Origin of the sequence: Luteitalea sp., assembly GCA_009377605.1 — a bacterium.
GTDB lineage: Bacteria > Acidobacteriota > Vicinamibacteria > Vicinamibacterales > Vicinamibacteraceae > WHTT01.
Map to the genome: position 1 here is coordinate 1 of WHTT01000005.1, position 15300 is coordinate 15300.

A 15300-nucleotide genomic window follows, 5' to 3' on the forward strand; every position below is an offset into this window, starting at 1 on the left:
GGATCCCTGATTCAGCGGAAATCGCCGCACATAGCGCATGAGCAGCGGCAGCGTCAGCCCCCACGTCGCGCAGCGTACGGCGTTGATCCAGAGCACCCACGTGATCGATTTGCCAACCGCCAGGTAGCTGGCGTACAGCATGACCGAGAGAACGACGGTTGCGCCGGCCCACACTCCTACCGCCAGCAGCACCCGCTGCCCAATGCCCCACGACCGATCCTTGTGGCGCTCGTTCATGGAGTTTGAGTTCCTAGGCAGGGCCGCCTCGCCGAGGCGGCGGTGACGACGCGGGAGGCTGACGCGCCCTACCATCGCTAGCTGGCCTTAGGAACCCGCCACCACCTTGCGGGTGGCGCGCTCCACATCGAGCACGCCGGTCACCCCCTTGATGGACGCGATGACCTTTTCGAGGTGCTTGAGATCGTTGATCTCCACGGTCATGTCGATGCGGCCCTGGCCCTGCTCGCTGGTCGCCTCCATCGATCGGATGTTCGTGTTGATGCCCGAGACCTTGGCGCTCACGGCCGCCAGCATGCCCTTGCGATCCTCCACGATGACGCTGAGCGGCACCGCATAGGTTGCAGGCGTCTTCTCGCTGCGGGCCCATTCCACCTCGATACGCCGCTCCGGGTCGTACATCAGGTTCAGGACGTTGCGACAGGTCGCCGAGTGCACCGAGACGCCCTTGCCGCGCGTGATGTAGCCGATGATCTTCTCGCCGCGGATGGGATTGCAGCAGCGCGCGCGAAAGACCAACAGGTCGTCGGCCCCGCGCACGGTGATTCGATCCTCGCCCGACCTGAGGACGCGCCGCATCATCGACGCGAGACGGCCGGGCTGCTCCGGCTCCGGTAGGCGCTCAGCCGGTACGGCCTTCTGCAGCACGTGACGCGCCGAGATCTTCCCGTACCCAACGGCCGCCATCAGGTCGTCCACCCTTTGCAGCCCGTGCTCCTGCGCGACCTTGCCGAGCGCATCGGCGGCGAGGGTCTTCAGATTGACACCAAAATGGCGGGCTTCCTTTTCGAACAGGCGGCGGCCGATCTCGAGCGCGCGCTGCTTCTCCTGCGCGTTGATGAAGTGCCGGATCTTCTGGCGGGCGCGGGACGTGACGATGTGCGCGAGCCAGTCACGGCTCGGTGAGCGTCCGGCCTGTGTCACGATCTCGACGATGTCGCCGTTCTTCAGGCGGTGTCGAATCGGGACGAGCTTCGCGTTGACGCGCGCACCGATACACTGATGGCCGATGTCCGTGTGGATCGAGTAGGCGAAATCGATCACCGTCGCGCCACGCGGCAGCGCCTTGACCTCGCCGCGAGGTGTGAACAAATACACCTCTTCCGGATAGAGGTCGATCTTGAGGCTCTGAATGAACTCGCCGGGGTCGCGCACCTCTTGCTGCCACTCGAGCAGCTGCCGCAGCCACTTGAAGTACTGCTCGTCGCGCTCGGCGCCGACGCGTCCTTCCTTGTATTTCCAATGCGCAGCGATGCCCTCCTCGGCAATGCGGTGCATGTCCTCCGCCCGGATCTGGATCTCGAACGGCATGCCATGCTCGCTGATGACCGACGTATGCAACGCTTGATAGCCGTTGGGCCGCGGCATGGCAATGAAGTCCTTGATGCGGTCGGGGATGGGCGACCACGTCTGGTGGACGATGCCGAGCGTGGCGTAGCAGTCCTGGACGGATCCCGTGATCACGCGTAGCGCGAGGAGATCGTAGACCTGATCGAGGTCGATGCGCTGCCGTTTCAGCTTCAGGTGAATGCTGTAGAGGCGCTTGATACGCCCTTCCAGCAGGATGACGGGCACCTGTGCTTCTTTGAGCTTCGACGCGAGCGTCGCCTCGAGCTCGGCCATCACCGCTTCCATTTGCTTGCGGCGGCTCTCGACTTTTTGGCGGAGCGCCTCGTAGGCGCGCGGCTCGAGCGATCGATAGGCGAGCTCCTCGAGCTCGTTCTTCACCTTGCTCATGCCGAGGCGGTTGGCGATGGGCGCGTAGATGTCGAGCGTCTCCTGCGCGACGCGAATAGCGCGCTCCTCCGGCAAGTGGTCGAGGGTGCGCATGTTGTGGAGCCGGTCCGCCAGCTTCACCAAGATCACCCGCACATCGTCGACCATGGCGAGCAGCATCTTGCGGAAGTTCTCGGCCTGCCGCTCTTCGCTCGTCGAGAAGCCCACCTGGGGAATAGCACCAAGCTTGGTGACGCCCTCGACGACATGGGCGACCTCGGGGCCGAAGAGGTCGCGAATCTTGGTGATAGTGGTGAGCGTGTCCTCCACGACGTCGTGCAGCAAGCCTGCGGCAATCGCCACGACGTCGAGCCGCTGCTCGGCGAGGAGATTCGCCACCTCGAGCGGATGCACGAGGTACGGCTCGCCGGAGTGGCGGATTTGCCCCTTGTGCTCCAGCGCCGAGAAGACGTAGGCCCGGCGAAGCAGCTCGATATCGGCCTCTGGGCTATACGCCCGGACCTTGTCGACAACGTCCTCGAACCGAATCATGCTCACCGGTGTCTATCTATGTAGGGGTGGCAGGTAAGGGCGCTTCAGGGGCACCGTCGATATGGGCCGCCGTGTCTCATCTCCTGGTACGTAGCGCGCTCAAGCGATGGGGCAGCTCAAGTAGCACCCCTTTACCTGTCACTATAGCGCGCCTTGACCGCCTGAGCGGCGCTTGACTATACTGGTCGGCGCTTTTCCTCGAAGAGCCCGCCGTCGCTATGCTCAGGCGCGGCAAGCCGGCCAAGGTAGGGGGTGTCGCGGTTACGGCAGGCCCCGTTCCCGAGCTCAAGGAGAGTCTTCATGGTTACCCGGTTCCGTTCGTTGGGCCGTCTGTTTCTCGTGGCTGGTGTGGTGGTGTCTGTTGCCGGCTGCAACTTTGCCCGGTTGAAGGCAAATCGCGAGTTCAGCCAAGGCAACGAAGAGTACGCGGGCAAGAAGTATCGCGAAGCCATCGAGCACTACCACACAGTGCTCGAGTCGCTGCCGGAGGACGAGATCGCGCAGGACGACGCGCTGAGTAGCGTGTGGTTCTTCCTCGCGAACGCGAACGACAACCTCTACAGGCCGGGGGCCGAAAACGCAGAGAATGAGCAGATCGGGCAAGAGGCGATCGAGAACTATGAGCTCGCGTCGAAGCGCTCAAAGGACCCGAAATACCAGAAGCTTGCGCTCCAGTACCTGTTCGGTCTGTATAGACCAGACAAGATGGACCGCCCGGATGAAGCCGAGCGAATTGGCAAGACGCTCATCAGCAGTGATCCTGATGACCTCGACTCGTACCGAGGGCTCGCACGGCTGTATCTGGACATTGGAGACCCCGAATCGTCGGTGGCCACGCTGCAACAAGCCCTCGAGCGCAGCCCAGATGACGTCAACTTGCTACAGGAGCTCGCGGAAACGCACAACAAGGGTGGCAAGTTCGACGACGCCGTTGAGATCTACGAGCGGGTGGCGGATCTCCAACCCAGGGATCCGGTGGCACGCCTTCGCCTAGCGCAGTTCTTCCAGGAGAAAGCAGACAAGGATCACACTCTGAGCGCGCCGCAGAGGGGTGAGTACATCGAGCGCGGCATCGAGGCGACCGACCGCGCGCTCCAGGTCAAGCCCGACTACTTCGAAGCCTTCGTGTACAAACGGATTCTGCTGAATCTACAGGCCAAGCAGACCAAGAACCGGAAAGAGTACGACGCCATCATGAAGCAGGCTGACGAAGTCACCCAGAGGATCGAGCAGATGCAGAAGAAGCAGGGCGATACGTAGGGGACAGGGATCAAGGGACCAAGGGACCAAGGGACCAAGGGATCGAGGGATGGCAGGGTGGCTCGCGCAGCCGCCGTTACTCGCGGTCACCTCCCGGCAGGTTCACCCGTCACCCTCGGCCTGCACGGGCACTGTCGCAGCCTTTCCTCCCCTTGATCCCTTGATCCCTTGATCCCTTGGTCCCTTGGTCCCTTGGTCCCTTGGTCCCTTGATCCCTTGGTCCCCGTCCGCTAGCCCCCGCCGTCTCTGTCTCCCCCTTGCAACCCCAAGCGTTTTACGCCACTGTAAAACGGTCTTGCTAGACTGTCCTTTTTGGGGGACTTTCCATGTCAATCTATATCCGACGTCTAGCTGTTCTTGCGCTCCTGCTTTGTCCGAGCGTGCTCACGGTGTCACGGGCCGCCGCCCAGAACGTCACGACCGGCGCCGTCAGCGGCATCGTCGTGGACGAACAGCAGGCCGTGCTGCCAGGAGCCACGGTTGTCGCCGTCCACGAGCCCACCGGCACGACTTACGAGACGGTAACGCTGGAGGACGGACAGTTCCAGTTGTTGAACGTGCGCGCAGGCGGCCCCTACCAGGTCACCGTCGCGCTGCCGGGCTTCCGGGATGAACAGCGCACCGGCCTCAACGTCCCGCTCGGATCCGCGTTGGCGGTGAACGTGACGCTGCAGCTTGCGACGGTCGCCGAGACCGTGGAAGTCACCGCGCAGGCCAGCGAGACCTTCAGCTCTGCGACGCAGGGCACGGCGTCGAACGTGCCGCAGGCAGCAATCGAGACGCTCCCCACCATTGCGCGGCGTATCGACGACTTCGCACGAACCAATCCCTTCATCGTGCAGACGCCGGCCGGCCAGGACGGCTCGGCGCTGTCGGTGGCCGGGCGAAACAACCGCTACAACAGCATCCAGGTCGACGGCGCGGTCAACAACGACCTCTTCGGCCTGGCGGCCTCTGGCGTACCGGGTGGGCAGGCTGACGCCCAACCCGTGAGCCTCGACGCCATCCAGGAGCTGCAACTGGTCGTGGCACCCTACGACGTCCGGCAGGGCGGCTTCGCTGGTGGCGGGATCAATGCCATCACCAAGAGCGGCGCGAACAACTTCTTCGGGACCGGCTATTACTACGGCCGCACGCAGGCGCTCGTCGGGGACGGCATCGACGAGGAACCAGTGTCAGACTTCGAGGATCAGCAGTTCGGCGCCAGCGTCGGCGGGCCCCTCGTCCGCAACCAGGCGTTCTTCTTTGGCCTCGGCGAGCTCAACCGGCGCAGCACGCCGACCGGGTTCTCGGCCGATGACTGGGCGGCCGTGAGCGATCGTGCGGAAGGTCGCAGGCAGGACGTCACACGCTTCGTGGACATCCTGCAGAACCAGTACGGGTACGACCCCGGTCCCGTGAGCGAGTTCTCACGCCAGCGCGACAACAACATGATCTTCGCGCGCGGCGATCTCAATCTCTCGCCCAATCATCGCCTGACCGTGCGCCACAACTATATCGACCCGATCTCAGACATCGGCTCGATCAGCAATAGCACATTCTTGTTCCCGGACAGCTTCTACCAGTTCAACAGCGCGGTGAACTCCACGGTCGGCCAGTTGAACAGCCAGTTCGGCGGCTTCGTGAACGAGCTGCGCGTGACCTACCAGCGCATCCGCGACCGCCGCGGCGGCTCCGATGATTTCCCTGGTCTCTTTCCTCACCTCTTCGTCAATATCCCCGATGGCACGTTGGAGGCCGGACGCGAGGAGTTCTCGACGGCCAACGAGCTCGATCAGGACGTGGTCGAGGTGACCAACGATCTCACCTTCGTGCGCGGCCGCCACACCTTCACGCTCGGGACGCACAACGAGTTCTTCAGCTTCCGGAATCTCTTCATCCGCGACAACTTCGGGACCTACCGCTTCGACAGCCTGGATTTCTTCGAGCAGGGGCTCGCCCAGCAGTTCGACTACAGCTTCTCCGCCACCTCGGATCCGGAGCAAGCGGCGGAGTTCGCGGTGCGACAGTTTGGCTTCTACGCGGGCGACCAGTGGCGCCTCGCGCCGCAGTTCACGCTCACCTACGGCCTGCGCGTGGATCTGCCGCGCTTTCCGGACGACCCCGCGCGCAACCCTGTCAGCGAGGAGCTGTTCGGGTTCCGCTCTGACGTGACGCCGAATGACGTGTTGTGGTCTCCGCGCGTGGGCTTCAACTATGACCTCGGCACGGACACGCGCCAGCAGCTTCGCGGCGGTCTGGGGCTCTTCGCAGGACGGACGCCGTATGTCTGGTTGAGCAATCAGTACAGCAACACCGGTCTCGAGTTCACGCGATTGAACGTTCCACGCGACGCCGACAATCGCATCCCGTTCGTCCCCGATCCGAGCGCCCAGCCGACGACCGTTGGCGATGCGGCGACCAACGAGATAGACCTGATCGATCCGGACTACCGGTTCCCGCAGGTCATTCGAGGCAATCTCGGATACGACCGGGAGGTCGGCGGCGGTCTCATCGCCACGGCGGAGCTCCTCTTCAGCAATAGCCTCAAGGACATCGCGTACCAGAACCTGAACCTCGAGCAAATTGGCACGCAGCCGGACGGACGGCCGCTCTTCCAGCGCGCCAACCCGGAGCTGAGTGACGTCATCCTGCTCACGAATACCGACGAAGGCGAGAACTACAACCTCGCATTCAAGCTAGAGCGGCCGCTTCGCGATGGCTGGTTCGCGAGCGGGTCGTATGCATACGGCTATGCGCGGTCGCTCAACGACGGCACGTCGAGCCAGGCGGCGAGCAACTGGGGCAATCTCTACGTGCCGGGGGACCCCAACAACGCTCCGGTCGCCCGATCGAACTTCGAGGTGCACCACCGCATCAACTTGAGCGGCTCTTATCGCTTTGACTTGAGGCAGTTGGGCGTAACTGCGTCAGCCTTCTACAATGGGCAAAGTGGTCGGCCGTACTCGAGCTCGTTCAGTTTTACAGACGTGAACGGTGATGGCCGCAACGCAAACGATCAGCTGTACATTCCGGCCAGCGCCGACGAGGTCGTCTTCAGCAACGGAACATACGATGACCTGCTCGACTACGTCGCGTTGGCCGAGCTCGAGGACTACATCGGCCAGATCGTCCCGCGCAATGCCTCGTTCACAGCCTGGACCCACATCGTGGACTTCAGGGTGGCGGTCGATGTCCCACTCGCAGGACGGCGCGGCCTCGAGCTCGCTTTCGATGTGTTCAACTTGGGAAACGTGTTCGGCAACGAGACGGGCCTGATCCGAAACGCGGGAAGCTTCCAGCAACTCCTCCCGGTTCGCTTCGGCGGAATCGATGATGAGACGGGCAAGATGATTTTCGACCTCAGCCCGCTCTCCGTCTCACCCTTCACCATCGATGATCTCCGATCTCGCTGGCAAGGGCAGTTCAGTATCAGGTTTCGGTTCTAATCAGTAACAGGTCCGATACTCGTAGCGCAGGCCTTCAGGCCTGCCATCCCGGCGTCGGCAGGCCTAAAGGCCTGCGCTACTCGTCACTGCTCTTAGAACCCAGGTCGAATATTAAAGGCAAACTTCCAGCCGACGCCTTCGCGGTCGAGTGGCCGGACGGCGTTGAGCTCGAAGATGGCAAAGCCGAGCGCGTTGAAGCGCAGGCCGGCCCCCACGCTGCGCACCCAATCGCGTGACCCGTTGGCAAACGCGGGGTCCTCGGTAGACGTCCAGGCCACCCCGGCGTCACCAAAGAGCAAACCTTCGATCGGCACTGGGCCGTAGTCGTACTGCCCCTTGAAGATGCCAATCAACGGGAAGCGCAGCTCGGCGTTGAGAACGAGTATGCGTGAGCCGATCAGGCGATCAAACTCTGGACAACCGCTCTCGTCCGTCGCATTGCACTCGCTGCGGTCAATATCATTCAGGTCGTAACCACGCACGAAACCAGGGTCTGCAAAGTACTGCGACCCGAGAAACAGCGGGCGCAATCGCGTATCGTCTCCGTCCCCACCATACCGACCGTAGTGCAACCCACGCACGGCGAACGTGATGGGGCGGACCGGAGCGAAGTAGCGACGGTAGTCGAGGAGCATGCCCGTATAGTTCAGACTGCCGCCCGTTGGGCTGGCCTCAACCCGCCAACGCGAGCCCAGTAAGGGGCTAGTTGGGCCGAACACTGTTGTGTCGTGAACGAACGCCGCGGAGCCGCTCGCCAAGTGAATGTCGTCCGGCGCCGCCTCCTCGAACTCGCTTCGATCGAGGAGCTCTCCGAATGGAGAGAACGTGAACCGATCCACTTCCTGGTCGAATGCGATGTTCTCGTAGCCGCCTGAGAACTCGAACCGATCGGATCGGCTGAATGGATACGCCACCAAACCGGCAATCTGGCGGTGTGTCTGGCGTATCGTGACGAAGTCTTCGGTAAAGGTGCCGTCTGGTTGTAGAGTACGTCCCCTGAAGCCGCCCCATCGATATGGAATCGATCCTCCAATCAAGCCCCAGTTCAACCGGGACGAGCGATTCAGGTAGGCCACCTGACCGCCAATGTCCTCAACTTCGCCGTTGGCGAGAATGTTGGTGGTCAGAATGTGATTGCCGAGGATGTCGCTGAATTGGAGCGCAACGCCGCCGCTCAGATACGTCCCGAACGAGCTCGCCCCGACGCCCATCGCTTGGGCTGCATAGTCGAGGCCCAGCTTGGCATCGTAGGGAGCTTCTTCCGGTTTTTGATCTTCCGGGGGCAGGCCGAAGCTCGCGTCGGTGAGCAGCTTTTCAACCTGCGTGTTCTTGCGCGCCGCGAGCGGCGGGGGGAGCATGGCTGCATCCGGCTGGGACGCGTCGGTCGATATCTCGACCGGCACCTCACCAGCGCTCCCATCCAATGTTCGGATTTCGAACCCGCTATCGAATTGCACGCTGTAGGCGAGGCGGTCCGCCTTGGCGGCAACCGACAGTGCCGGGCTGAGCGCCGTGATACCGGTCACGCCGGTCCTGACGTCGGTCACGCGATGCATGCGGCCGCTCTCGATCTCGAGCCGGTAGACGTTGGTGACACCATCTGGATCCGCGAGGAAGAAGAGTGACCGACCATCCTGCGCCCACTGCGGGTTGATGTGCTTCCCTTGCGGAAATGCCGCAACCGGCTCGATACGCCTGGTGTCGAGGTCGAGCCGCGCCAGACGGTATGCGCCAAACTGCAGCGTCTCCAGGTTGCTGGAGAAGCGATCGGTGACGAACACGATGGTCTTGCCGTCTGGCGACCATGCCGGTTGTATCTCTGCGTACGCATCGTCGGTCAACGCTCGAAGCTCGCCCTTGTCGAGGTCGTACAGGTAGAGATCGGGCAAGCCTCCCTTCAGGGCAGAGAACGCAATGCGGCGGCCATCCGGGGACCAGGTTGGATGGAAGATCTCACCGAGCTCTTCGAACTCCTCTTCACGCACGCGCTTTCCCTGCTCGACGTCGTAGATGCTCAGCACGGGGTTTCCACGCCTCACGGCCGCAAAGGCAATGTGGCGGCCGGCGTGATCCCAGGCACCGGCGGAATTGATGAACTGCAAGCTGTCGAAGTGCGGGTCAGCCGCGGTCTCCACGATCTTGCGCTCGATCTTTCCGGTCTCCGCGTCGGCGAGGAACACGTCGATGGAGAAGAGGTCCTTCTCGGAAAGGAAGGCTATCTTCTTGCCGTCAGGGCTCAGCGAGGGACCGATGTTCAGTTGGCCGCCGTTCTGCTGCTCGGAGAGCACCAGCCTGCCGCTCTCCTCCTGCGGCGCCTTGCTCAACACCGGCTGGTACTGCTCGATGATGGCGCCCTTCCAGCTGTCGGAGAGCTCTTTGATGTCCAGTCCGGTGACCTCCATCAAGGCACCCTCGGCATCCCCCGTTTGCGCCGCGATGCGGAGCGCGTCACCCACGACCGCGTCACCCCAACGGCCAGCCACGTACGCCCACAGCGCCTGGCCCCACCGGTACGGAAAGTACCGTGGGTTATTGAGGTCTCGAATGGTCGGGAGGTTGTCTCGCAACGCGGCATCGCGAAGCCACATGGCTGTCTGCGGATCCACCGGGCCAATGGAGAGATATTCGGCCATGCCCTCGATGAACCACAGGGGGAGGCGGAACAAGCCGCGCCCGCCCATCATGAAGCCGATGTCGTACTGAAAGGCATGGACGAGCTCATGGCCGAGCACGTGGTCCGTCTCCGCCAGGGGGCCGGCAAACGGCAGGACCACCCGCCGCTTGAGCGCCTCGGTCACGCCACCGGTGCCCTCCCCAATGCCCCCCTCGATCACGTTGGTCTGCTCGAAATGAGGGTGACTCGCGTAGAGGATGAGCGGTTGGCGGCTGGTCAGCTCGTGGTCCAGGGTCTTCACGAGCCGCTCGTACCAGCGCTCCGCCATGCGGGCGGCCTCGTCAATCGCTGCCTTTTCCTCTGGGTAGTAGTGAATGTCGAAATGCTGGGTCTTGAGGACCTCGAAGCGAAAGCGGTCGTATTGGACCTTGTTTTGTCCGAAGTACTGGGCGGACGCATGCGCGGGCACCATCAGGGCAACTGCTGCACCCAGCGCGACAGCGGCCGCAAGGCGACTGCTGAGAAAGCGCATAGCCATGAAGTAAACTCCCGAGACTCAGAGACGCGGGGACCAGCTTCTGTGCCGAATCGGCGATTCCGGAGAACGGGGACAGCCCTCGTTCCTCGGCCCCGATGCTCTGGGCAACGGCTCCCTCAATCATCCGAAAACGAGGACTGTCCCCGTTTCCACAACGCTCGAGGCTCCGATTGTCCACGCCGGGGGTCGATCACGGCATCCTCGGAGTGACTTGCAAAAACGCCGCCTACGTCTCCCGATAAGCATACCCGGCTCGAGTCGAGACTTGCCAGGTCAATCAGGGTCAGGCCCTTCGACTCGCCTGTCGGCTTGCCAGGAACCAGGGGCGGGGACCTTCGAGATCAGAGGTGAGAGGTTCTAGCGGACCGCGGCCAGGGCCGCGCTCCCCGACGCTCACTCGAGAACCCTGAAACTTGACTCAACGAGTCAAGTTTTCGGCGCCTCAAGGGTTCTAGGTCTGAGGACAGAGGTTCGAGGCTAAACTGTCAAGAGTCAATGGTTTGCTGGCTCGAGGCGTGTGACCAGGCTCAGGACCGGCGCCAGGCTCTGCCACCGGCACCTACCCCGGCCCCACGTTGAACCTTGAACTTCGCGAACCTTTACTCGCTGGCTGGCGGCGCCTGTGCTGACGCCTGCCGCATCCCTTCGGTGACAATGCCAACCATTTCGACACCGGCACCCCTGGCAGCATCGATGATTTCGACCACCTCTCCGTAGGGCACCGCCGGCTCGCCAATGAAGAACATCTTCTTTTCTTTACGTGTACTGAAAAGATCTCGAAGCCGAGACTCCAGCTCGTTCAGACCGACGTCCTGCTTGTTGATGGAGATGCGCTTGTCGGCGGAGTATTCCACCACGATCTGGTCCGAGACCGTGCTTTGCTCCTGCGACCTGGTCTCGAGCGGCAGGTTGATATCCATCCCCTGTTGCGAGTGAGCGAGCGCAGAGAGAAAGATCACGATCAGCACGAGCAGCACGTCGATGAACGGCGTGACGTTCATGTCCGCCAGGAAGTGCGGCGGCTCGCTCTCGATGACCTTTTCAGCGCCGTAATGCTTGTGGAGAGCCATCGGTTACTCACCTCCCTCCGCCGGCCCCTGCTCCTCGCGCACCGCGTCTGGATCCTGCTCCGTGATGAGGCCGACCTCCTCGATCTCCGCCTCACGAAGACGATCCATCATCTCCATCACGGCTGCATATCGTGTCGTCCGGTCTGCCTTCAGGTAAACGATGTGCTCCGGCTTCGACTCGAGCGACTCCATGATGCGGCTGAGGACCTGCGCCTCGGCGACCGGCTGGCCGTCCACATAGAACTCTCCACTGGCCGTGATGAGCACAGTCGTTTGTTCTTGGGTGTCCGGCTTCTGCTCGATGTTGCTTGCCTGCGGCAACGTCACATTCGCGCCCGCCTGGACCATCGGCGCAATGAGCATGACGATGATCAACAACACGAGCATCACGTCGACGAGCGGCGTCACGTTGATGTCTGCCTTAACGCCACCCTTAGCGCCACCGAGGTCCATTGACATGGGGCTCTCCTTGCCGTCCGTGGTTCTTCGTTCTACGCCGTCTTCTTGATGAAGTAATCAACGAGCTCCGATGAAGAGTTGTCCATCTCGACGTTGAAGTACTCGACCCGGCCAGTGAGGTAGTTGTAGAACCACACTGCGGGGATGGCGACGAACAGCCCGAGCGCTGTCTCGACGAGCGCTTCCGAAATACCAACCGACACCGAGCCGAGACCGGCGGAAGCGGTCTCACCGATCGCTTGGAACGCGTTGATAACGCCGATGACGGTGCCGAGGAGGCCGACGAACGGCGCCGTCGAGCCGATCGTGGCGAGCGATGGCACGCCGCGCTTCAGGTCGTTCGACGTCAATGCCGTGGCGCGCTGGATGGCGCGGTGCACCGTGTCGAGCAGGTCCTCACGGCTCAGGCTGGAGCCGCTCTCCTGCTGGAACTGGTACTCCTGCAATCCGGCGAGCACGACTTTCGCCAAGTGACTGTACCGATAGTTCTTCGACTGTGACACCGAAATCGCGTCCTTCAGGTGCCCTTCCTTGAGGTGCTTCGCAACCTGTGGCGCGTAGATCTTCGATTGGCCCTTCGCCTGGCGGAAGGTCCACCACCGTTCGACCGCAATGCCAATCGACCAGAAAGACATGATGAAGAGGACGACCGCGACCAACTTCGCCGGAACGCCCATGGTGACCCACATTTCCCAAAGATCCATTCCCTTACCTCCAATGTACTGCGTGCTTCCAAACTTCGAGTCGCCGAAGAGCGCCATCGACGACACGCACGGCTCGATCTACGTTGTTGTTTACTGCAGCGTGAAATTCACCGTGACCGTCATGATGACCGGCACAGGCACGTTGTTGAGCATCGTCGGCGTGTACTGCCACTGCTTGACCGCGTCGAGCGCCGACTGGTCGAGCAAGGGGATGGACTTGAGCACACGCGCGTTGGCCACCTTGCCGTCGGTACCGATCGTGGCCTCGATGATGACAATGCCCTGCACCCGTGCCGACTGCGCGATCTGCGGGTAAACAGGATCGACGTTCTTGACGCGGCTCGGCTGCTTGATGGCGCCGCCCACCCGCACCGGCTTCTGCACGGGCGGAGGCGGTGGCGGAATGCCTCCCACCACGCCACCTGACGTGCCGCCAGGGATACCACCCGCGACGCCACCTGTCGCACCGACGACACTCGATGGCGGCGGTGGCGCCTCCGGCAGGATCTCTTTCGGCGCTTCAATGGGCGCCGCGGCAGGATTCATTTCAACGGGTTTGACCGTTGGAGGTGGCGCCGCCTCAGGTGGTGGTGGTGGTGGCGGTGGCGGTGGTGGCGGCGGCGGCGCCGCTGCAAACGCCATCATTGCAGGCGGTGCCGGCAGATTCCCGGTCGCCATGAGCGGAATGACGATCACCGCTCCAACGATAACGACATGCAGCAGAATCGAAACCGGGACCGTATACCACTTCTTCGACCCCACCTTTACCGAGGGATCGACCACATCGCCGAACATCTCACGTGGCACAGGCTCGTCCTCCTCACCCCTCCAACAGGCCCTGGGCTGTGCGGCAGGAGCGCCGATTATAGCGACAGGCCAAAAAGCCTGTCAACGCACCCACATGTAACAAAGCTCTCTCACTTCGCTCGCTAAACTCGAGGAAGCCCGCAGTCGAGGCGGTTCCGAGACGGTCTGCCCCCTTGTCCTCCCGACTGCCCGCATCCGCCGCCGAAAATTGCGGCCCTTTCGCTCATTACTTATTTAGACACCGCACGGCGAGAAATGGACACATCCGCCTTCGCGCGCCGCGCTTCGGCGCGACAAGCCCGGCGTCGCTTCGCGCTATGGCGGGCAAGTTCTGCCGAAGCTTCAGCGAAGGCGGCTCGTCCGCCGTAGCGCGGAGGCGGAGCTCGGCCTTGGCCATTGGCACCTACTTTTTTGTACGTCTCGTATCACGAAACGCTCGCGGCTCACTGATCGCCGAGCTCGAGGTCAAACGCTCTGGTAGCGCCATTCCCCCGGTCAGAAAGATCCTGATCCCTTCTTCTACGCTGAGCTGCGGAAAACTGACGCGCTCCCGCGGGTAGATGAAGACGTCACCCAGATACAAGTGATTCGTCGGCACGTACACGGCAACGAGCTGCTCGAGGCCGCGCCCACGGTCCACCATGAACTCACGCGTGAGGAAACCGAGGATGAAGCCACGCCGAGGATCCTCCACGAGGGCCATACGTTTGAACCCGTACTCGTTGTCAGGATTGAACGCGGCCAGGAGCTGCTTCACCGGCGCGTACACGGTTCGGAAGACAGGCAGACGCAGCAGATACTTGTCCAGCCGCTGCAGCAACTGGCGGCCGAAGACGTTCATGCCCACGACGCCAACGAGCAGCACGAACGCGACGGTGGTGATCAAGCCGAGGCCAGGTATCTGTTGTCCGGTCCACCGCTCGTAGAGCGGCGCGACCAGCCCGTCGAGGAATTGGAAGATCCAAACCAATGCCGCCACGCTCACCACGAGCGGCACCATCACGAAGAAGCCCGCAATGAAGCGTCGCCGGAGCCAGAGCAGCACAGAGGTCACAGCTGTAGCATCCAGAGGGCCACGGCGGCGGCAAGCGCCAGACGATACCACGCAAACGCGTCCAACCGATGGCCGCCGAGGAACCGCATGAAATACGCGACCGTAATGTAGCCAACCACCGCCGACGAGGCGATGCCGATGACGAAGACCGTCACCTCACCCGGCGGAAGTGGCTCGCCGACGAGGACCAGACCTTCCTTGGCGGCGGCCGCGAGAATCGCCGGGATCCCGAGCAAGAAACCGAAGCGCGCCGCCGAGGCCCGTGAGAGTCCGAGCATCATGCCCATCACAATGGTCGCTCCCGAGCGCGACACGCCGGGCACGAGCGCCGTGGACTGGGCAATGCCGAAGAGCAGCGCGTCGACAGCGGTCAGCGCCCCTTCACTTCTCTGCTGGCGCGACACCCGCTCGACGAGGAAGAACAGGAAGGCGCCCCCTGCCAGGGTCACGCCACACACGAGCGGCGAACGCAGTGAGCCCTCGATCGCGTCCGCCCAGAGCCCTCCTATCACCACGATTGGCAGCGTCCCGATCACGATGAGACGCGCGAGCTCAGCAGCCCTGTCTCGGCTGTCCGACGACAGGTCCCGCGACGGCGCTCGGACGGTGAACCACGTCGACACGCGCGCCATGCGCGGCACGGCGCGCACCATTGCGACGACATCGGCGCGGAAATACGCGACCACCGCCGCGAGCGTCCCGAGATGCGTGGCCACGTCGAACGGCAAGCCAAAGAGGTCGCCATCCCACCCAAAGAATGCCCGCGCGAGAATCAGATGCGCCGAGCTCGAGATCGGTAAGAACTCGGTGATGCCCTGGATGACGCCCAGGAACAAGGCATGGAGCAGGTGCACAGCAGTA

General features: G+C 62.7%; 11 protein-coding genes. 2 read left to right on the forward strand and 9 right to left on the reverse strand.

What is annotated here, in order from left to right:
- Both GEV06_02575 and GEV06_02580 read right to left on the reverse strand, forming a co-directional pair.
- The coding region (locus GEV06_02575; protein MPZ16792.1) for a hypothetical protein at positions 1-237 on the reverse strand (237 nt) is incomplete at its 3' end.
- Between the two features lie 87 nt (positions 238-324).
- Positions 325-2505, reverse strand: a complete 2181-nt coding sequence (locus GEV06_02580) for a RelA/SpoT family protein (GenBank protein MPZ16793.1) — start codon at positions 2503-2505, stop codon at positions 325-327.
- Positions 2506-2805: 300 nt separating this feature from the next.
- Here GEV06_02580 and GEV06_02585 point away from each other — a divergent pair, with 300 nt between their 5' ends.
- Positions 2806-3765: a tetratricopeptide repeat protein gene (locus GEV06_02585; GenBank protein MPZ16794.1), complete on the forward strand. Its 960-nt coding sequence runs from the start codon at positions 2806-2808 to the stop codon at positions 3763-3765.
- 326 nt (positions 3766-4091) lie between these two features.
- On the forward strand, positions 4092-7193 hold the full coding sequence (locus GEV06_02590) for a TonB-dependent receptor plug domain-containing protein (GenBank protein MPZ16795.1): 3102 nt from the start codon (positions 4092-4094) through the stop codon (positions 7191-7193).
- Between the two features lie 92 nt (positions 7194-7285).
- On the opposite strand, the gene GEV06_02595 is transcribed toward GEV06_02590, so the two are convergent.
- The 7 genes from GEV06_02595 to GEV06_02625 form a co-directional block, all read right to left on the reverse strand.
- Positions 7286-10345 (reverse strand): BamA/TamA family outer membrane protein, encoded by a 3060-nt coding sequence (locus GEV06_02595; protein MPZ16796.1) that lies wholly within the window; start codon positions 10343-10345, stop codon positions 7286-7288.
- Positions 10346-10944: 599 nt separating this feature from the next.
- Positions 10945-11415 carry a hypothetical protein gene (locus tag GEV06_02600; GenBank protein MPZ16797.1) on the reverse strand — a complete coding sequence of 157 codons (471 nt, stop codon included), beginning with the start codon at positions 11413-11415 and terminating at the stop codon, positions 10945-10947.
- A 3-nt stretch (positions 11416-11418) separates the two neighbouring features.
- On the reverse strand, positions 11419-11874 hold the full coding sequence (locus tag GEV06_02605; protein MPZ16798.1) for a protein TolR: 456 nt from the start codon (positions 11872-11874) through the stop codon (positions 11419-11421).
- Between the two features lie 32 nt (positions 11875-11906).
- Complete coding sequence (locus GEV06_02610; GenBank protein ID MPZ16799.1) at positions 11907-12551, reverse strand: flagellar motor protein MotA; 645 nt, start codon at positions 12549-12551, stop codon at positions 11907-11909.
- 117 nt (positions 12552-12668) lie between these two features.
- Positions 12669-13385: a TonB family protein gene (locus tag GEV06_02615; protein MPZ16800.1), complete on the reverse strand. Its 717-nt coding sequence runs from the start codon at positions 13383-13385 to the stop codon at positions 12669-12671.
- A gap of 403 nt (positions 13386-13788) precedes the next feature.
- Positions 13789-14439 carry a DUF502 domain-containing protein gene (locus tag GEV06_02620; GenBank protein ID MPZ16801.1) on the reverse strand — a complete coding sequence of 217 codons (651 nt, stop codon included), beginning with the start codon at positions 14437-14439 and terminating at the stop codon, positions 13789-13791.
- Entirely contained in the window at positions 14436-15293 is an 858-nt protein-coding gene (locus tag GEV06_02625) for a hypothetical protein (GenBank protein ID MPZ16802.1), read from the reverse strand. Before GEV06_02625 ends, GEV06_02620 begins: the two co-directional genes overlap by 4 nt.
- Between the last annotated feature and the right edge of the window lie 7 nt (positions 15294-15300).

Coding starts and splice junctions, on each gene's coding strand:
- GEV06_02580 (MPZ16793.1), bottom strand. CDS start 2,505: ATGATTCGGTTCGAGGACGTTGTCGACAAGGTCCGGGCGTATAGCCCA.
- GEV06_02585 (MPZ16794.1), top strand. CDS start 2,806: ATGGTTACCCGGTTCCGTTCGTTGGGCCGTCTGTTTCTCGTGGCTGGT.
- GEV06_02590 (MPZ16795.1), top strand. CDS start 4,092: ATGTCAATCTATATCCGACGTCTAGCTGTTCTTGCGCTCCTGCTTTGT.
- GEV06_02595 (MPZ16796.1), bottom strand. CDS start 10,345: ATGGCTATGCGCTTTCTCAGCAGTCGCCTTGCGGCCGCTGTCGCGCTG.
- GEV06_02600 (MPZ16797.1), bottom strand. CDS start 11,415: ATGGCTCTCCACAAGCATTACGGCGCTGAAAAGGTCATCGAGAGCGAG.
- GEV06_02605 (MPZ16798.1), bottom strand. CDS start 11,874: ATGTCAATGGACCTCGGTGGCGCTAAGGGTGGCGTTAAGGCAGACATC.
- GEV06_02610 (MPZ16799.1), bottom strand. CDS start 12,551: ATGGGCGTTCCGGCGAAGTTGGTCGCGGTCGTCCTCTTCATCATGTCT.